Source organism: Erwinia papayae (assembly GCF_058241465.1).
The window spans coordinates 1774861-1793179 of record NZ_JBZCHT010000013.1; the positions used below are offsets into that span (position 1 = coordinate 1774861).

Here is an 18319-nt window from a genome sequence, read left to right on the forward strand (position 1 = left end):
ATCAATGATCATACATTGACTTAGTGTTTAGCATTACTTAACATCGTTGTTGTTTAGACTATCTGAACAAATGATGTTTAATGTGAGGCCACAAAATAAGGATCATGGAGATGATTGATAAGGATTGGCACCCGGCAGATATCATCGCCGGGTTAAGAAAGAAGGGAACAACACTGGCAGCCGTTTCCCGAGAAGCGGGATTAGCATCTTCCACGCTGGCAAACGCGTTAACAAAACACTGGCCGAAAGGGGAAAAGCTGATTGCGGAAGCGCTGGGGGTTTCACCTGCGGAAATCTGGCCTTCCCGTTACCGCAAATCAGAAGATCGTTAAAGTAAAACAGGATCTCCCGAACCGTTATCGAACTAGATCGGTAACGGTTCGGGAGAAGGCAAGCGAAGCGCGACAGTTTACTTTTGTTGTTCGCCCCATGCTCTCACCCCGTGACTTCGCCCCATGGTATGGGGCAAGTATATGCGGCGAGCGCATGAGGCGAATGCGGTGGCAGCCATGCAGCCCTGTGCCGGAAAATACATTTCCCGGCACAAAACGGCGTGCGCCAGTTCATGCGGGCTGGACGCCCTTATTGCCTGTCGCATGGGGGTAATGTCGCGGCTGGACGCCACGCCAAAACCCCCAAGGTCAACGGCGGCACACCGTCGCACGCTACGCGCGACCAACCCCTTTAAGACGCGCGTTTTAGCCTGTTATTTCTCTTTCTCGCAAGCTCGGTGCGAAATAACGGGAAACGCTGCTTTAAATGGGTTGGTCGCGCCTCGCTACCGGCTTGTGGCCGGAGACTTAGCGACGACGGTGTGCGGGGCAAGCCCCCCAAATAAACCGACGCGTGGGCGCGTCTTTTTGCTCGCTGGGGCGGCAAAATTTATTCGGCTCCCCCCGGCCTGCTCGGTTTCCCTTGGGGGAAACGCTCGCGGGTGGGTTCGGGCGACGCAAATTAGCCATTTCTACGAAATGGAATTTACTCGCCTCACGCCACTTTTTAATTTCTGCTGTTCGCATCCATTAAAAAGCCATACAAGGGCGGCCTGTCATATCGCTTGTCCCTCTAAACACGTGTAATTTTGATGATGACAGAATCCCGCTGTTGTATCAGGGATGTTCGGTGCTCGCTCTGCTGCGCTCCGCCTCAGCCCTGATACAACAGCGGCGTAGAGAAACAAGATAAGCCGCCTCTGTTCGATTAGAAGCGACTTATTCCATAGGTATATCAGTCTGGCTCAGGCAACCTTAATCGACTTCTCAAAGCGATAAGCCGGGATGAATTGATGCTGGCAGGCATCGAGATAATCTGACCACCATTGCATCATCTGCGTGCGTTCGTCGAGGTGTTCCGCTTTGTGAATATAGGCGGCGCGAACGTGATTGCGCTCCTGATGGCTCATCTGCCGCTCCACGGCATCTTTTGACCAACGACCTGATTCAATCAACGCACTACACGCTATCGTGCGGAAGCCATGTCCGCAGATATCCACCTGTGTGTCATAACCCATTGTGCGCAGCGCCTTGTTGATGGTGTTCTCACTCATTGGCTTACGGGCAGCGTGATCGCCGGGAAAGAGTAATTCCCCGTTGCCGGACAACAGTTTTAGCTGCTTCAGTACCGTTACCGCTTGTTTTGACAGCGGCACCAGATGCGGCGTTTTCATTTTTGCGCCGCGCTCTGAGTGACGCACGCCAGCGATAGCTTCCCGCTGTGCGGGAAGTGTCCACATGGCGTTATCCAGATCGATCCCCGTCCAACGGGCAAAACGCAATTCACTGGAGCGGATAAAGATCAGTAAATTAAGCTGTACCGCCAACCTTGTTAGCAGTCTGCCTGAATAGCCTTCTATTCTTTCCAGCAGTTCCGGCAACTTTTCCAGCGGCAGGGCAGGGTAATGGTTTTTTGGCGGCGAGGTGATAGCGCCGCAGAGATCATTGGCCGGATTGCTGGCAATCAGCCCTTCCTGTACGGCGTAACGCATGATGACCGTCGTGCGTTGCTGTATCCGTGCAGCCGTTTCCAGACAGCCCTTTTTCTCCGCTACCCGCAGCGGGATCAGTAAGTCGGCGGTTTTCAGGTCGGTAAGGGGGGTCTTACCGATCAGCGGGAAAACGTGTAATTCCAGTGAACGAAGGACTTTGGCGGCGTGTGCCTCACTCCAGCGAATGTTCGCGGCTACCCACTGACGAGCAATGACTTCAAAGGTATTGCCGTTTTTCTTCGCCTGTTTGTCGTGCTGTTTTTTTACGCCGGGATCGTCCCCTGCGCTGAGAATAGTTCGGGCTTCTTCACGCAGTTTACGGGCATTTGCCAGCGAGACAGTCGGGTAAGCGCCAAACGCCAGCTTCTTCTCCTTGCCGCCAAAGCGGTACTTGAGTTGCCAGAGTTTAGAGCCGTTGGGTTTAACCAGTAGGTACAGACCCTGAGCGTCGCTGAGTTTGTAAGGTTTATCGATAGATTTGGCATTACGAATGGCGGTATCGGTGAGGGGCATAGCGGGGGCTCCAGAGTTTATCGAACCAACAGACCCCATTAAGCCCCCAAAAACTCTGGATGTCAAAAAACCTGACGGAACTTTTCAGCACCATCAGGTTTCTTTAACTTACTGATTTTTTAACGTTTCAGGACTTATAGGAACGTCATGAAACTAAATAGTGGTGCCCGGACTCGGAATCGAACCAAGGACACGGGGATTTTCAATCCCTGAGTCAAAGTTAATAGTTTGTAAACAGGCGTATTTGCATACTGTAAAGAGTGTGCAAAATGAAAATACTTCCCGTTATCTCTCCCAAAGGTGGAGAAGGCAAATCCACGTTTGCTGCTTACCTTGCCGGTTTTCTTGCCGATGCCGGCCTGAACACCCTTCTTGTGGATGCAGACTATTCCCAGCCCACAGCCAGCAGTATCTTCGCGCTGGAGCATGAATCCCCTTTCGGTCTCTATGAATTGTTAATGCAGATGGTCAGTGACCATACGCAATGCATTTCGCAGACCGCCATAAAAAATCTCGATGTCATCTACTCTAACGACCCGGACGAACTGTTGCCGACCGCGATGCTCCACGCTGCAGATGGCCGTCTTCGCCTGCGTAACATACTTCAGCATCCTTTCTTTAACCGTTATGACGTCATTATTGTGGATTCGAAAGGCGCAACAGGCGTCATGACCGAGCTTTCCCTCCTTTCCTCTACCGGTAATGTGATGGGCGTTGTTAAACCCATCCTTCCGGATGTCCGTGAATTTATCCGCGGCTCCCTTCATATGCTTACCCGCCTGAAAACCTATGAAAATTACGGTATTCGCCTTCCTGATATTTCCATTCTCGTCAACTGTATCGAAAACACTCTGCTTGACCGTGAAGCAATGGACGGTCTTGCCGCCATCATTAACGAAAAACATTACGACGCCTCTGCGCTGGGCAACCGTGACGTTTATCGTTTACTCGATACCCGTATCGAGGCGCTGGATATTTTCAAACTAGGGCACGTCAAGCAGCAGCCCGTGCATCGTCTGGAATACAAAACACGCCGCAAAGGTCCGGCCGCAGCCGTCACCATGCACGACCTCGCGTCTGAACTGTTCCCCGAGTGGCAGAGCCATTTCAGTGACGTTCTGACCCGGGAGGTGCGTCATGTCTGAGATGATGATGCCCTGCTCTTATGAGGCTGAGCAGGCCGTACTGGGCGGACTAATGCTTGATAACGACCGGTGGGATGAGGTGATACTGCAAATCTCCCCGGAAGATTTGTTTTCCCGGCCGCACCGTATGGTCTTTCGCGTGATGGCCGAGCTGGCCGGAGAAGGGCTACCGCTCGATCTCATCACTATTACGGAACGGCTGGAGAACAGAGGCGACCTTGAACAGTGTGGCGGCTTTGCTTATCTGGCTGAAATGAGTAAAAACACGCCGTCTGCAGCCAATATCCTGGCTTACGCCGGGGTGGTGGCGGAGAAAAGCCGCCTGCGGCAGCTGATGACGGTAGGTAACAGTCTTCTTTCCGATGTGCAGGCCCCGAAAGCCAGCTCGGCGGGCATTCTTGAGTCGGCCGAAGGTAAGTTGTTTAACATTGCCGAACAGGGAGCCATGCAGCTCAACAGTGAGACCGGCGTTAACGAGGCGCTGGATAAACTGCTGACGCAGCTGGAAAGCATGTCCGCCAGTGACGGCCTCACCGGGACACCGACAGGGTTCAGTGAACTGGACGCGATGACCTGTGGTCTCCAGCCCGGCGATCTGGCCCTGCTGGCCGCCCGTCCTTCCATGGGGAAAACGTCGCTGGCCATGGCCGCCTGCACAGCGGCCGTGAGCGCAAAACCTGACGATCACGTCTTTGTGTTCAGTCTTGAAATGCCCTCAGAGCAGCTGATGATGCGCCTGCTGGCGATGGAAGGCCGGGTGGAACTGTCCCGGCTTCGCAGCGGCAACATGGATGATGAAGACTGGGCTCGCGTGTCCGAGGCAACCGGTCGCATTATTGAGTGGAAAAACCGTCTGATCATTGATGATACCAGTTACCAGACCCCGGCCACACTGCGCGCCCGCGCCCGACGCTATGTCCGCAAATACGGCAGACCCTCTCTCATCATGCTGGACTATCTGCAGCTTGTCCGCTCCCCCGAGCAGGAAAACCGCACGCAGGAAATAGCGGAAATTTCCCGCTCGCTTAAGGCGCTCGGTAAAGAGCTGGGCTGTCCGGTACTGGCGCTTTCCCAGCTCAACCGCCTGGTGGAGCAGCGGGCCGATAAACGCCCCAATAATGGTGACCTGCGTGACTCCGGTGCGCTGGAGCAGGATGCGGACCTCATCATGTTTATTTACCGGGATGAGGTTTATAACCCCGGCACCCCTGATGCCGGGGTGGCTGAGATCATTGTCGGCAAGCAGCGGCAGGGGCCAACCGGCACGGTAAAAGTCAAATTTGACGGGCGTTACACCCTCTTTTCGGAGTTTCAGGAAGGCAGCTATGACTTCGGTTACCGCAGCGGGAGGAAACAGGCATGAGCCGTAAAAGTTCTAATGTGGGGGCTGCCATGCTGCAGCCCGGACGCCAGTCGCAGGCGGCCGGCAATATCAGCGTCATGCCGGCGGCTGAAATGCCCATGGTCCTGACGCTCGACCAGTTAAGCCCGAATCCTGATAATCCGCGAACATCACGCAATCCGCGTTATGACGATATCAAGGCTTCCATCCGTTCGCGCGGGCTGGACACCGTGCCCAAAGTCACCCGTGACCCGGATGGTGAGCCCGATATGTACATCTTCAGCGACGGGGGTAATACACGTTATCAGATCCTGTCAGAACTGTGGCAGGAAACCGGAGAAGACCGGTTTTTCCGCGTCCATGTGTTGTTTAAGCCGTGGCCGGGACGGCTGCAGTGTGTTATTGGCCATCTGGCAGAGAATGAAGTGCGCGGGGAGCTGAGTTTTATTGAAAAAGCGCAGGGGATCCACAAAGCCCGCTCTATATATGAAGAGCAGATGGGAAAGACGGTTTCGTTGCGTCAGTTGTCAGAGCTACTGACCCGTGAAGGTTTGCCAGTCCATTACTCAACAGTCAGCCGTATGGAAGATGCGCTGAAATATCTTTATCCGTGGATCCCAGACCTGCTTGAGTCCGGGCTTGGCAGGCCACAAATAACGTCACTGCTGGCGCTCCGGCATGATGCGGAACGCGTGTGGGATGAGTTTTGCCTGATTTCAGACACAGGCGACAAATCCTTCAGCGACGTTTTTGGCCAGTGTTGTGGCCGTTTCAACTCCCCGGAACTGTGGTCTCTGGAGATGTTTCGCGATGAATTTATTGGTGATTTACTGCAGGCGTTACCCCATCCGGAACTGGACTATGACCGCTGGATGATGGAACTCGATCCTAAAGAACGCAACCGCAGACATCACTTTGGCGAGCCGGAGACGGTTGCCTTTCCCGCCGCAAACAAGCCTGTTAATGCTGATCACGCCCTGCATACCACAGGCTCAGATGAGCGTGAAGGCGTCCCGCTACCTGTCTCCAGTTCACGTCCTGAGGTCTCAGGAGGGGCTGTAACGCCCGTTCCGGGTAATGCGTCTTCTCCTTCTGAAACACCGATTAATGAGCCCCCCCGGCATGAGGTTCAGCCAGATATGTACGGTGCCGCGCCGGCTATTTCAGGTGAGAGCGGGGATGTTAGCGGGCTGGTTACCCTCTCCGATGGGTACGGAGAAGAGAATGGCGGAGAAGAGGACAATGGGGAGGATGGCCTGCTTTCTCTTTTAACACCAGAACCTGAAGTTGTCCTGCAGGATGACGCGCCGGTGAGTAATGACAGCATCTGGCATGTGCCGGCCCATCAGGACGATATCGAACACCTGCAGAATACGGCTTTTCGTCTGGCATGGGAGCTGGGTGAGGTCCTTGGCTGCGAAGATGAAATTCTACCGCAACGCGACAACGACATGTCTGCCGGTTATGGCGCGGCAGGTGAGGTGTGTTCTGAAGCCGCCGCATTTCTGCTGGGCCTGACCGGCGAAGCGCCTGCACTACATCCTGCGGCAGGGGATTGTGGTTTGCCGGAGCTTTTCACCGGCGGACCGGGTGAGGGGGAGGCACCTGCCCTGACAGATGAAGATGCTCTGAAACTGCTGCGCCTGATGCGCGTTATGCGACGTCTCCGGGAGCTGCAACGCGGCCTGACGTACGGGGAGGATAACAGTGATGAATAACTCACAGCGACAGTTGCGACTGCTGAATCTTATCAGGAAACTGCTGAAGCTGGGCCGCAGCAACAGTAATGCCCATGAGGCAGGGCTGGCCCTGCAGCGTGCCCAGAAGCTGATGGCCAGATACGGTATCAGCGAGCTTGACGCCGGCCTTACATCTGTGCGGGAGGCGTCTTCCCGCACAGCCCCTTCGGATGCTGAAAAAGTTCCGGAATGGATGGTGACCCTTGTCTGGGGAGTCTGTCATGCCTTTGGCTGCCGCGCTTATTATTCATGGCGTCAGACCTCTGCCGGGTATCGCCGTTCGGTAACCTTTTACGGATTCAGTGAAAAACCTGAGATAGCAGCCTATGCCTTTGATGTACTCACGCGCCAGCTGAAAGATGCCACAAATTCTTATCTCAAATCCCAGAGTAAGCGGCTGAAACTGGCCACGCGCCGGGCGAGAGCGGAGCAGTTTCGTGACGGCTGGGTATGTGGGGTGCGTGAGGTGATATCGGCGACTGACATCAGCAGCGAGGAGGAGCAGGTGATGAGCCACTGGCTGGAAAGCCGCAGTATGAAAACAGTCACAACCCGTGAACTGAAAGCCTGCCGCGGGGCGGATACAGCACGTTATCAGGGGTATGAAGCCAGACAAAATGCCCGTCTTCATCAGGGTGTCAGCGGCCGGGGGCCGGCAGCCATTGGTTACCGTCAGGATTAAGGGGGAATGATGAACAGTTTATCGCAGGCTGCAAACGGATTGCTGATGCAGCTGGTTATGGATCTCAGAAGTGGCTATCTGCGCCGCTGCGAATCGCTGGGACTGAACCGCGAGGAAATGCAGATGCTGCAGGGGCTCTCGCTCGAAGAGCTTCACTACCTTTCCGGCAGTGAGGTGTCGATCATCAGTGTGGGCATCAATCACGGCAATCTGGTGCGCATGCTGCAGCAGGCCCGGACTGAACAGAAACGACTCCAGCGTATCGATCGGGCGCTGGCGCTGGGCGGCTCCATTGAACTGATGGCTAATTACTTCGGGCTCTCCAGTACGGACGTGGCGGCCCGCCGTCGTATTGCCGGTATCGATGTCCGGCCGGGGCGCGGTAACGCACTGGGTGATGAGGAAAACGCCGCCCTGTGGCGTCAGTGGCAAAAGTCCGGCGTTGAAGATGCGGAAAGTGCTGACGGGCTGGACGTGATGATGCTGGCTGCAGAACAGATGAACGTCTCGCTGACGTCGGTCTGGCATGCGGTCCGTGGCTGGCACAAGACCCGGCAGCCTTCTCCGGCACGAACGCCGGTAAGGAAGACGGCATGAAATACAGGATGGTTGCGCCGGGCCTGCGGGCTCCCCATGGTACGCCGCCGCAATGCTGTCAGAAGGCGTTACGTCAGGTTCGCCGTTTCCGGCAGGGGGCGCGTAATTACACCCGGCTCGATGAGAAAGGCTGCGGTTACTACAAAATCGATCTCGGCCCGTTCTGGCGTCTGCTGAGTCGCAACGAAGGCCGGACATGGCTTCTTCTCAGCCACGAACGCTATAACAGCGCCATACGGAAATAGCAGCATGACAGCCTGTTTACCCTGCACCCGTACGCGGGTGCAGTACTAAGCATACTGACAGTTCAGAACGGCCGTGATGGCGGCCGAAAAGGAAAAATAATGAGTCTGCCTGCAGAAAGCCTGATTGCTTATACGCTGGATAAAATGAATGCCCGACTTGCGGCCAGTCCCCGGCGGGATGATGGCAGGATACGTAACGGCCTGCTGTTTACCGGAAATGTGCATGATTCCATTCCCCGCCGGCTGTTGCTCGACACGCGGCTGTCACCACTGGACAAGATGGGCTGGATGATGATCCGGCTGTATGCACAAAATAATGAGGGGGCGGTTTTCCCCAGCTATGACGAACTGCAGCTGCAGCTTGCCTCACCCGGAAAGGGGAAAGCCTCAAGGGAAACGGTAAGCCGCGTCCTGCTTATGCTGCGAATAACCGGCTGGCTCAGCCTCTGTAAACGCGTGCGGGATGATAAAGGGCGGGTGCGGGGGAATATCTATGCTCAGCACGATGAGCCCCTGACGTTCAGCGATGCGGAAATGCTCGACCCCCGCTTCCTTGATACGGTAGCGGATGCCTGCCTGAGTAAAAACCGGACTATCAGCCAGACCGCCCGCGAAGTGCTCGACGATATAAAAAACGACCCCACCATGCGCCATTATCGCAGCCATCTTGCGCTGATCGAATCGCGTCTGGACCGCCCACAGACGCCCAGCCAGATGGCGAAACATCATCACCGAATACCCTGTCCCGCACCGGGTTCGGAAACCGAACTCAGTCATAAACGGCCAGGAATCGTCGCTAAAAAACAGGGTTCGGATACCGAACTCAGCCCAGAAAGATACAACAATTCACTGAGTTCGGAATCCGTACTGCCAGTAAAAACAGGCAGTTATGACCGGGTTCGGAAACCGAACCATTACGTACGTAGTATCACACACAGTGTGAATAAAAATACGTACGTACCGGGTAAACCTGTGCTTCCCGACAGTCTGCATGAACTTGTGCCGGCAGAAGATATTGCCATGCTGACCGCACAGCTGCAGGCGCTGCCTGAAGAACAGGCACAACTTGTGCTGCTCAGCCTGCAAAAGGTGATGGCACGCCAGCAGCTCAGCAACCCGGTTGGCTGGTTGCTGGCCGTGATGAAGAAGGCGCGTGAGGGCAGGTTATACGCGCCCCGTCAGGGTGGCGATATATCTGACAGTGTCGGGCAAAAAACAGTTCAGCGTCCCGAACAGCAACAATGGAAACCCGAACCACGCGCCTCTGCCCGCCCGGTATCGGAGGAAAATATCAGGGATCTGGTGAAGAAAATTCGGGAAAAAATCATAAATTCATGAGATTGCAGATTTTTACAGGCAGCTGAGCATGAAGTCTTGCACTTTTGCCAGCAAAATGCTGGCTAAAAAGTGAGCGCTGTTGCCAGTGGTAACGCTGGCTAAAAAGTAAGCACTGTTGCCACTGGCAACACTGGTTGAAAGCCAGGCAATACTTCTTCGCCATAAAAGAGATGAAGGTTCTGCAAATTTGTAACGGTGACGATCTGGTTTTAAGTTGTTCATATACCCCTCTCGCCCGGACTATCTCAAGCGTGTCAAAACTCATTACCCACTAAAGAGAGGCGTTAGACATGTCTGATGGTAAAACAAAGGGCGGAACAACCGCTTCACGAGCGGGGGCCCTACAGTCCTCTGTTAATATCCTGCTCCATACACATTATGCAATCCGGCTTTGGGAGGGCAGGAAACGTGATGCTCCGGACGAGACAGGGGTGAAAAAAAAGAGGCCTGAAATAATCAGCATGCCGCAAGCCATTGCGCGAGCTGGTAATGCTTCCCGAGACTCAGCGGCAGATAATCCCTATGCCGATATGGCTCTGGTACGGCTCGAAGAAGCCCTGCAACGAGCAACACTTAAAATCAATGAAAACGTCAGTTCACTGGATGCCATATTGTCAGCCGTACCCAAAGGGGTAACGCTCTCGGAAGTTGAATCAGCCGAGCCGTTAAATGTCAGCGTTTTCAGCCGCTCACCGTTAGGATACCGGTGCGTATGGCTTCTGGTTGGATATGATCAGTTAGCAATGAAAGCTTTCCAGGCTTTTCATTACGGACTGATTTCGCGTTCGCAACGTGACGCTATCCTGGACAATGGTGGCCATGCTGTTCGTCAGGTCTATGGCGTGATTCAGCCTTACCGAACACTTGCAGTGACTCGCCGTGATATTGCAGAAAAAACCACGCAAGGGCTTGTTGCCATTGAGCGAAATGGCGAACCTGATCCGGATGTGTTAAGCGGTAAAAAACGTTCTTCGTTCTCACCTCCGCTTAAAAACACCACAGCAGAGGAGGAATGATATGATTCGCCCTGTGTTCCTCCTCACCTCCTTCTTTTTACTGAGCGGATGCGCAACAACGGACTGGGCTGCGATTAATAAACAGGTCAGTGACACAGCCGCAAACCTGACAAAAACGTTGGGCGGCAACAGCAGCGGAGAAAGTGGCGGGATGCCTCTGATGAGCCCGGCGGGGCAACAGGCCCTGCAGTCCGTCGATAAAACGTTCTCCGTGCCGGTCGATGTGGATACCGCGGCGGCCCGCCTGAAGCGCCATTACAAATTTATCTCCACGCAGGAGCTTGAGGCACTGCGGCAGGCCGCAAATGACGGGGACTGGAAAGCGGCGGCTGAAGATGATGCGCATCCCGTCTGGGATGCCATGCCGGGCAGATACTACAAAATGGGCTCCGACTGGAACGGACGTGATCACCTGGATATCGAAATCGAGAAAAACGGGTCCGGCAGCAGGCTCTATGTTGTCTATCGCTCATCATCAGCACAGCGTCTGGCTGGATCCGGCGTCACGAAGCTGATGAATGATGTCCGCGCTGTTGCGGCGGGTGAAAAACGCTGATGCGGGAGGCAACACATGCAACTCTTTCTGTGTGAAAAACCCTCCCAGGCAAAGGATATTGCCCGCGTACTGGGTATCAGCAAGCGTGAGCAGGGATTTATCAGCGGCGGTAACATCGTTGTGACTTGGGCGGTCGGCCATTTACTCGAAACTGCCAGCCCTGAAGCCTATGGCGAGCAGTATGGCAGGCCATGGCGTGCCGATGTTCTGCCTGTGCTGCCTGAGGCCTGGAAAATGGTCGTCAAAGATCAGACAAAATCGCAGTTCACCGTTATCAGTAAGCTGCTCAAAAAGGCGTCTGAGGTGGTCATCGCCACCGATGCCGACCGCGAGGGAGAAGTTATCGCGCGTGAGCTGCTGGAATACTGCCACTACAGTGGCGCGGTGCGCCGGCTCTGGTTATCAGCCCTGGATGAGGCCAGTGTGAAGGAAGCACTGGGCAATATTCTTCCCGGAGAAAAAACAGCTCTGCTGTATGATGCCGGCAAGGGCCGTAGCCAGGCTGACTGGCTCATCGGTATGAACCTGACCCGCCTTTATACTCTCAAAGCCCGTGACTCAGGGGTGTCAGAAGTGCTGTCCGTCGGGCGGGTACAGACGCCGACGCTTGCCATGGTGGTTAACCGGGATAATGAAATCACGTCCTTCGTGCCAAAGCCCTGGTGGCAGGTACATGCGCTTATTGAAAAAGAGGGCGTCCGGTTCCGGGCTGGCTGGGTGCCCGTTGAGCAGTACTGTGACGAGGAAAAGCGTTGCATCAATCCTCAGGCAGCCCGGGCGGTGGGACAGCTTTGTCAGCAGCAGGGCAGGACTACGGTACTGGAGGTGACCCAGAAGCGGGAGAAAACGGCTGCGCCGCTCTGTTTTGACCTGGGCACCCTTCAGCAGGTCTGTTCCCGAAAATTCGGCATGGGCGCAAATGATGTGCTCGCCATTGCTCAGGCACTTTACGAAACCCATAAAGCGACCACCTACCCCCGGACAGACTGCGGTTTCCTTCCAACTTCAATGCAGCAGGAAATACCCGACGTTCTGGCGGCAGTGGCAAAATCCGATCCCGCTGTGGCCCCGGTACTGAATCAGCTGGACAGGCAGTTTGTCTCGCGTGTCTGGAATGACAAGAAAATCACCGCGCACCATGCCATCATTCCCACCCGACAGGCATTTGATTTGTCGCGCCTCAGCGCCGATGAGCTGAAGGTCTACCATCTGATACGCCAGCATTATTTCGCCCAGTTCCTTCCGCTGCAGGAATCTGACGTGACGGAGGCGTCTTTCAATATCGGTGGCCAGCTGTTCCGTACACGCGGGAAAGTCGGTGTGGTGACGGGCTGGAAGTCATTGTTTCAGGCTGAAAAAGATGACGATGAAGAGGACGTCGACGGTGACAGTATGGCGCTGCCGGCGCTGGCAAAAGGGGATATTTGCGCTGTCACCGATTCTGAGGTTAAGGATATGAAAACCAGTCCGCCCAAACCGTTCACGGAGGGGACGCTGATTGCTGCCATGAAGAACGCGGCCAGTTTCGTCAGTGACCCGAAGCTGAAGAAAGTGCTGCGTGATAACGCCGGTCTGGGCACAGAGGCGACGCGTGCGGCTGTGCTTGAAACCCTCTTCAAACGACACTATCTGGAGAAAAAAGGGAAGCACATCCACTCAACGCAGATGGCCCGGGAGCTGATTGCGGCCCTGCCGGAAACGCTGACGAGCCCGGGCATGACCGCATTATGGGAGCAGGCACTGGATGATATTTCGCAGGGGAAAATGTCGCTTGCGGTCTTTATGCAAAAGCAGCTGCAGTGGACCCGTCACCTTGTCGAAAAAGGCCGCCAGGACAGTGTGAAAATCACCGCTCCCGTCACGCCTCCCTGCCCGTTATGTAAAGGCCCCACACGTAAACGTAAAGGTAAAAATGGTGATTTCTGGGGGTGCATACGCTATCCGGACTGTGAGGGAATTATCAGTACAGGTAAGAAGAAAGCAGCGAAGCGTAAAAAAACATCGGTTAAGGCTAAAACAGAATAATCCGCGCAGTATTGAACTATTTCACTGTACAACCCCGGGGCGGGTTCTGCTATTGTTGCCAGGCTTTGATGCATAGGTGCCCCGCTGGCCACGGTGCTGTAAGGTAAACTTTAACGGGATTTACCCGCAGCAGGCCTGGCAGGAAGTTATTGCACACTAACTGACCTGTAAGACGCATGCACTCCGTGAAAACCGCGTCGGGATTATTCCCCGGAGACAGATGAGACGACCGCAGGTTAAGGCACTGACCCCAGGGCACCGGAAACGGTGCCCTTTTATTTTTACGGATCACGTTTTCCATTTTGACCGTTGACATTCCGGGAGGACGGTTTAATTATAAAAGTGCTAAACCGTCGTTCATACGACCACCAATGATTCAGTAGCCTGTGAGAATCGCCTTCGGGTGGCTACAGCGAAAGCTCCTGTAACCTGAAAGGGAGCAAACTTTGGTACATCTGCGCACCTTTGAAAGCAGATATCGCCTGTACAAGCGCATTACGACGCGGCGATGAAGGTTCCTTCAACATACCAGACTCTCAGGATTCAACCGATCCTGACCCCGACGGGAAACCACTCCCGTCAGGGCAGATGGTTTCTCCGTCGTACCTATTTTTACCTCCATGGAGAAAACATCATGTCTGCAAACAACACTTCTGCATCTGCAAAATCTGAGTACTTCAACCTGACTATCAAAGGCATCGGGTATCTCAGCAACATTCGCCAGGTTAACCATCAGAATGGCTCGTTCCTCAGCTGCGTAATCAATGCACTGAGTGGTCCGACTGATAATCCGGCCTACGTCCGTTTTGACATTTCTGTCGCAGGTAAAGAGGCAACCAGCCTTATCGCCCGCTGCCAGAAAGCCGTCGATGAAGACAAGAAAGTCCTGCTGGGCTTTAACCTGAGTAACCCGTCCACGGACATATTTACGCTGAACAAAGGCGACCATGCCGGCGAACAGCGCGTCAGTCTGAAAGCCCGCCTGATAAAGGTGGACTGGATAAAAATAGGCCAGGACATGGTTTACAAGACTGAAAAATCTGACTCCGTGCCGCCGCAGAATGGCTCTGCCGCACAGCAAAACTACGCAGAGAACTCATTCTGATGCGCACCTGACACACCCCGTTCGCGGGGTGTTTCTTTTATTCCCTACAGGAGAAATGATTATGTCCTCACGCGGCGTTAACAAGGTTATCCTTGTCGGAAATCTCGGCCAGGATCCTGAAGTGCGTTATATTCCCAACGGCAGTGCAGTTGCCACCCTTTCTCTGGCCACGTCTGAGAGCTGGCGCGATAAGCAGTCCGGAGAACAGAAAGAAGTGACCGAATGGCACCGGGTGGTTATTTTCGGCAAGCTGGCAGAAATTGCGGGTGAATATCTGCGTAAAGGCTCCCAGGTTTACATCGAGGGCCAGCTGCGCACACGCAAATGGACCGATCAGGCCGGCCAGGATAAATACACCACAGAGGTGGTGGTCAATATTGGTGGCACCATGCAGATGCTTGGCGGCCGGCAGTCCGGCAGCGGTCAGAATACGTCTTCCCGGAATGACTGGGGCCAGCCTCATCAACCTTCCGGACCGACTCACAGTGGCCAGGCTTCCGGCAGCAGTGCCGGTGCGCCACCGATGGATTTCGATGACGATATACCGTTCATTGGATTCGGGTATGGAGTACCAAAATCGGCAATCCATGCACTCTGAACAGCCTTTATGGCAGTTGCTCTGAACTTACACATAATCCGGTCAGCATTTAAGGATAACTGACATGCCTGTTATACTGAGGATCAACGGTTTCCGGTTCTTTTTTTATTCTAATGAAGGTAACCCGCTCGAACCTGCACACATTCACGTAATGAAAGCAGGTAGTGAAGCCAAATTCTGGTTAACGCCATCAGTGGCACTGGCCAGTAACGATGGGTTTAATTCACGGGTATTGAAAGAACTGACGGGGATCGTTGAAGATAACCAAGCATTGTTTCTGGAGGCCTGGAATGACTATTTCAGCTAAACGGGTCAGCTTCGATGAGGCCACGATGTGGGTTGAACTCAACGACGCCCGTACCATCGGTGTGCCGCTGGCATGGTTTCCACGCCTGTTGCATGCTTCAACTGAACAGCTTAACAGCTATGATCTGAGTCCCCGTGGTATCCACTGGGACGCGCTGGACGAAGACATTTCTATTGCGGGTTTGCTTGAAGGCCGCGGCGATGTGACCCATCGTCCCCATAAAGTAGCCTGACAGCGCGCTATTAGTTAAAAACGCTGGCTTTTGCCGGCGTTTTTTTTCATCAACGGAAAATCAGTTGTTAATTGAGTGAAACCGGACCGATTCCGCACAGTGAGGGCTGTTTTATCACTGTACAGGAAAATTCCGGATGAAACGTAACACCTCTCACAACGTATTTTCACCAGGCAGGCTTGCCACTGTTCTTCCCCTGCTGCTCCTTGCGGGCTGTGTTTCCCAGCCGCAAAAGTTGCAGCAACGCGCGCCTGCCGACCCGACACCCGGCACTACCGTCACCCGCAACGTTCAGCCGGTCTCGCCGGACGAGTACGCGCGGACGCCGGAGGTGGTGCGCTACGATCGTTACCTGCTGGTCAGCACCGATCCGCAGGCAGCCCAGCGCGACCCTCTTTCCCAAATTATTGATATCCGCATCCCGTCATCCCTGCACCCTACCGTGGCGGATGCGCTGCGTTACGCCCTGCGCCAGTCCGGTTATTCCCTGTGCGCGACGGGCACCGCTAACGGCGTGCTTTACCGCCAGGCATTGCCGGCAGTCCAGTACCAGCTGGGCCCTATGCGCCTGCGTACTGCCCTGCAGGTCCTGGCCGGTCCGGCCTGGCAACTGGAAGTGGACGATGTGCAGCGGGTGGTCTGCCACAGCCTGCGCGACGGCTATCAGCTGCCGGTCTCTCAGCTTCCGCCGCCGGTCAGCAGCGGGTACGTGCCAGCACCGTCAGCCGTGTCACAACCGGCCATCAGCGCTCCCCAGCCCGTCCCGTTAAACCTGTCAGCGGAGGGTTTCTGAGAAAATGAGCGAACAGCAACCCTTCCATACGGACCCCGCGCCGGCCCGTAAAAAATTCAGCTGGCGTCCCCGCCGCCGCCTCATCTGGGGTGCTGCCGCAGGTGTGGCGCTGGCCGGCATTCTGGCGCTGGGCTACACCGCCTTCAGTCTGGGCATATCGAACCTTGATGAGCGCCTTACACGCCTTGAATCTCAGGGCAGTACAGCGGCCTCTGTTGAGACAGTGGCGGCCCTGCAGTCAGATGTGACCACGCTCAAAACCGGTCTGCAGGATACCCGGAAAAAACTTGGTGAGATGCAGCAGGAGCTGAGCGCAGCAGCGAAACAGGCCGGCAGCGACGAAGTGGTGCGTCAGTCATTGCGAACCCTTCAGGACGCCCAGCAGGGGCTGGAAACCCGCCTGAGTGCGCTGACTGAGCAGCTGACAGCGCTGAAATCACAGCCGGCACCCGCACCCGCCGCACCGGTCAAAAAAACTGAGCCTGCTGCAAAAAAGCCCCGTCCCGCTGACACACGTCTTGCTGCTCCGTCCCGCCGCGTGGCCCGCAGCGCGCCTTTTGTGCTGACGGGCGTGGAGAAGCGGGGGGCAGAGTCCTGGGCTGCCATCGCGCCCCGGGGCTACAGCAGCCTGGCGCAGGTGGCCCTGGTCGGAGAGGGCGAAACCGTTGCCGGCTGGACGCTGGTGAGTGCCGGTTATGGTGAGGCGACGTTTCGGGTTAACGGCCGCCTGACCGTGCTCAGAGCAGAATAACGGAGAGAATGATGAAACTGAAACATACCTTTTTAGCCGCCATGTTGCTGAGTCCCCTGACCCAGGCCGCGACCTCATCAGGGCAGACGGATGTCAGCCGGCAGGAATCAACACAACGGGCGGACTCCGCACAACAAAACCTGCAGCAGCAGGCCGGTCAGTGGGGACTGAGTGCAGACGATTATCAGCGGTATCAGCAGCTGATGAAGGGCCCCCGTGGTATCCAGTCGCCGGGCCTCGATCCGCTTTCCACCCTGGGTATTGAGGCGCAGACACCGGCAGAGCGCCGTAAGTTTGCGGAAAAGTGGGTGAAGGAAGAATTTGCCCGTACCCAGAAGGAGCTGGATTTCCAGCGTGAGGTGAACGCGGCCTGGCAGCGCCTGTATCCGGGCGCACTGCCGGTCAATATGGGGAACGCTTCCGGCGTTGCGCACGACAGCGGCGGCCGGCTGGCACTGTTCGTTAGGTCAAAAGACTGCGCCACCTGCGATGCGAAACTGTCTGCCGTGCTGGCTGATAACCGGCCGGTGGACATCTATCTGGTTGACAGCCAGGGCCGTGATGATGCCCTGCGTAGCTGGGCGCGGGACCATCACATTCCCGTGGAAAAGGTCCGCAAGCGCCAGATCACGCTTAACCACGACGGCGGCCGGTGGATGCGCTTTGGTAACGGCCTGATGCCGGTTTTACTGCAGCAGGCGGGAGACGGTAAATGGGCAATCGCAGCATTCTGACCGGCGCGCTGGCGCTGGGCATACTGATGGCGGCCGTTCCTGACGGCCATGCTGACCAGACGGTGCCGGAGGGTTACGTCCGCGTGGCCATGGCGCACGGCGTGCCCCCGGAGGCGCTTTACTCGGTATCACTTAGCGAGTCTTCGCGCAAACTTCCCCGCGGCGTGCGGCCATGGCCCTGGACCATTAATGTGGCAGGGAAGGGGTATCGCTATGAGACGCGCCTGCAGGCCTGGCAGGCGCTGCAGGTCTTTATGAAGCGTCACCCGCTGAAGCGCATCGATGTCGGTATTGCCCAGGTCAATCTGGGCTGGAACGGTCATCATTTTGCCTCGACGTGGGATGCGTTTGACCCTTACACCAACCTGAACGCCGCCGCCACCATTCTGCGTGAGTGCTGGGCGCGTAAGCCAGGCAGCTGGCTGGATGCGGCCGGCTGCTACCACCATCCCGCAGGTGGTCAGCCTGCTGCACGTTACCGCGCCATTGTGAGAGGGCATCTGGCAAAAATCAGCCCTGCACCCCGCATTTCTGCGCCGGCAGCTGAAGCGCCCCGCTCGGTTGCTGCGCTCACCCCCGATCCAGGCTTCGTCTGGACTGAACCCGGGAGATAACCC

The 18319-nt window shown here is 55.6% G+C and carries 20 protein-coding genes and 1 pseudogene; 19 read left to right on the forward strand and 2 right to left on the reverse strand.

Annotation, left to right across the window (positions count from 1 at the left end):
• The first annotated feature begins 110 nt into the window (after nucleotides 1-110).
• Nucleotides 111-332, forward strand: coding sequence for a helix-turn-helix domain-containing protein (locus AC3RPL_RS24400; RefSeq protein WP_010301503.1), 222 nt, complete (start codon nucleotides 111-113; stop codon nucleotides 330-332).
• A gap of 905 nt (nucleotides 333-1237) precedes the next feature.
• Here AC3RPL_RS24400 and AC3RPL_RS24405 read toward each other — a convergent pair.
• Entirely contained in the window at nucleotides 1238-2497 is a 1260-nt protein-coding gene (locus tag AC3RPL_RS24405; RefSeq protein ID WP_490741882.1) for a tyrosine-type recombinase/integrase, read from the reverse strand.
• A 269-nt stretch (nucleotides 2498-2766) separates the two neighbouring features.
• Between AC3RPL_RS24405 and AC3RPL_RS24410 the strand changes: the two genes are divergently transcribed.
• The 7 genes from AC3RPL_RS24410 to AC3RPL_RS24440 all read left to right on the forward strand — a co-directional run bounded on the left by AC3RPL_RS24410 (nucleotide 2767) and on the right by AC3RPL_RS24440 (nucleotide 9585).
• Nucleotides 2767-3642, forward strand: a complete 876-nt coding sequence (locus tag AC3RPL_RS24410; RefSeq protein ID WP_016807981.1) for a ParA family protein — start codon at nucleotides 2767-2769, stop codon at nucleotides 3640-3642.
• The gene (dnaB-PI, locus tag AC3RPL_RS24415; protein WP_004115579.1) at nucleotides 3635-5005 is read left to right on the forward strand and encodes an SPI-7-type island replicative DNA helicase; all 1371 of its coding nucleotides are present in this window, start codon (nucleotides 3635-3637) and stop codon (nucleotides 5003-5005) included. The genes AC3RPL_RS24410 and dnaB-PI overlap by 8 nt, the downstream gene beginning before the upstream one ends.
• Nucleotides 5002-6702: a ParB family protein gene (locus tag AC3RPL_RS24420; protein WP_490741883.1), complete on the forward strand. Its 1701-nt coding sequence runs from the start codon at nucleotides 5002-5004 to the stop codon at nucleotides 6700-6702. The genes dnaB-PI and AC3RPL_RS24420 overlap by 4 nt, the downstream gene beginning before the upstream one ends.
• Nucleotides 6695-7405 (forward strand): DUF2786 domain-containing protein, encoded by a 711-nt coding sequence (locus tag AC3RPL_RS24425; RefSeq protein WP_490741884.1) that lies wholly within the window; start codon nucleotides 6695-6697, stop codon nucleotides 7403-7405. The genes AC3RPL_RS24420 and AC3RPL_RS24425 overlap by 8 nt, the downstream gene beginning before the upstream one ends.
• A gap of 6 nt (nucleotides 7406-7411) precedes the next feature.
• Complete coding sequence (locus AC3RPL_RS24430; RefSeq protein WP_006777722.1) at nucleotides 7412-8002, forward strand: DUF2857 domain-containing protein; 591 nt, start codon at nucleotides 7412-7414, stop codon at nucleotides 8000-8002.
• Entirely contained in the window at nucleotides 7999-8247 is a 249-nt protein-coding gene (locus AC3RPL_RS24435) for a ParE family toxin-like protein (protein ID WP_004115572.1), read from the forward strand. Before AC3RPL_RS24430 ends, AC3RPL_RS24435 begins: the two co-directional genes overlap by 4 nt.
• A 99-nt stretch (nucleotides 8248-8346) precedes the next feature.
• Nucleotides 8347-9585: an STY4528 family pathogenicity island replication protein gene (locus tag AC3RPL_RS24440; protein WP_085519958.1), complete on the forward strand. Its 1239-nt coding sequence runs from the start codon at nucleotides 8347-8349 to the stop codon at nucleotides 9583-9585.
• 12 nt (nucleotides 9586-9597) lie between these two features.
• On the opposite strand, the gene AC3RPL_RS24445 is transcribed toward AC3RPL_RS24440, so the two are convergent.
• Complete coding sequence (locus AC3RPL_RS24445) at nucleotides 9598-9807, reverse strand: hypothetical protein (RefSeq protein ID WP_490741885.1); 210 nt, start codon at nucleotides 9805-9807, stop codon at nucleotides 9598-9600.
• A 68-nt stretch (nucleotides 9808-9875) separates the two neighbouring features.
• Here AC3RPL_RS24445 and AC3RPL_RS24450 point away from each other — a divergent pair, with 68 nt between their 5' ends.
• The 11 genes and pseudogenes from AC3RPL_RS24450 (at nucleotide 9876) to AC3RPL_RS24500 (ending at nucleotide 18316) form a co-directional block, all read left to right on the forward strand.
• The gene (locus AC3RPL_RS24450; protein WP_490741886.1) at nucleotides 9876-10601 is read left to right on the forward strand and encodes a PFL_4669 family integrating conjugative element protein; all 726 of its coding nucleotides are present in this window, start codon (nucleotides 9876-9878) and stop codon (nucleotides 10599-10601) included.
• A 1-nt stretch (nucleotide 10602) separates the two neighbouring features.
• Complete coding sequence (locus AC3RPL_RS24455) at nucleotides 10603-11157, forward strand: hypothetical protein (protein WP_490741887.1); 555 nt, start codon at nucleotides 10603-10605, stop codon at nucleotides 11155-11157.
• Between the two features lie 15 nt (nucleotides 11158-11172).
• Nucleotides 11173-13182, forward strand: a complete 2010-nt coding sequence (locus AC3RPL_RS24460; protein ID WP_490741888.1) for a DNA topoisomerase III — start codon at nucleotides 11173-11175, stop codon at nucleotides 13180-13182.
• A 634-nt stretch (nucleotides 13183-13816) separates the two neighbouring features.
• Nucleotides 13817-14287 (forward strand): STY4534 family ICE replication protein, encoded by a 471-nt coding sequence (locus AC3RPL_RS24465; protein ID WP_029593102.1) that lies wholly within the window; start codon nucleotides 13817-13819, stop codon nucleotides 14285-14287.
• 61 nt (nucleotides 14288-14348) lie between these two features.
• On the forward strand, nucleotides 14349-14885 hold the full coding sequence (locus tag AC3RPL_RS24470) for a single-stranded DNA-binding protein (protein ID WP_029593101.1): 537 nt from the start codon (nucleotides 14349-14351) through the stop codon (nucleotides 14883-14885).
• A 64-nt stretch (nucleotides 14886-14949) separates the two neighbouring features.
• Entirely contained in the window at nucleotides 14950-15192 is a 243-nt protein-coding gene (locus AC3RPL_RS24475) for a DUF4160 domain-containing protein (protein ID WP_016807972.1), read from the forward strand.
• Nucleotides 15176-15424: a DUF2442 domain-containing protein gene (locus tag AC3RPL_RS24480; protein ID WP_490741889.1), complete on the forward strand. Its 249-nt coding sequence runs from the start codon at nucleotides 15176-15178 to the stop codon at nucleotides 15422-15424. Before AC3RPL_RS24475 ends, AC3RPL_RS24480 begins: the two co-directional genes overlap by 17 nt.
• A gap of 136 nt (nucleotides 15425-15560) precedes the next feature.
• Nucleotides 15561-16225: pseudogene (gene pilL2, locus AC3RPL_RS24485) on the forward strand (PFGI-1 class ICE element type IV pilus protein PilL2).
• A complete protein-coding gene (locus tag AC3RPL_RS24490; RefSeq protein ID WP_490741890.1) occupies nucleotides 16222-16968 on the forward strand; it encodes a hypothetical protein in 747 nt (248 codons plus the stop codon). Before pilL2 ends, AC3RPL_RS24490 begins: the two are co-directional and overlap by 4 nt.
• Before the next feature lie 11 nt (nucleotides 16969-16979).
• Nucleotides 16980-17702, forward strand: coding sequence for a TIGR03759 family integrating conjugative element protein (locus AC3RPL_RS24495; protein ID WP_490741891.1), 723 nt, complete (start codon nucleotides 16980-16982; stop codon nucleotides 17700-17702).
• Nucleotides 17681-18316, forward strand: a complete 636-nt coding sequence (locus AC3RPL_RS24500) for a lysozyme family protein (RefSeq protein ID WP_490741892.1) — start codon at nucleotides 17681-17683, stop codon at nucleotides 18314-18316. The genes AC3RPL_RS24495 and AC3RPL_RS24500 overlap by 22 nt, the downstream gene beginning before the upstream one ends.
• Nucleotides 18317-18319: the final 3 nt, after the last annotated feature.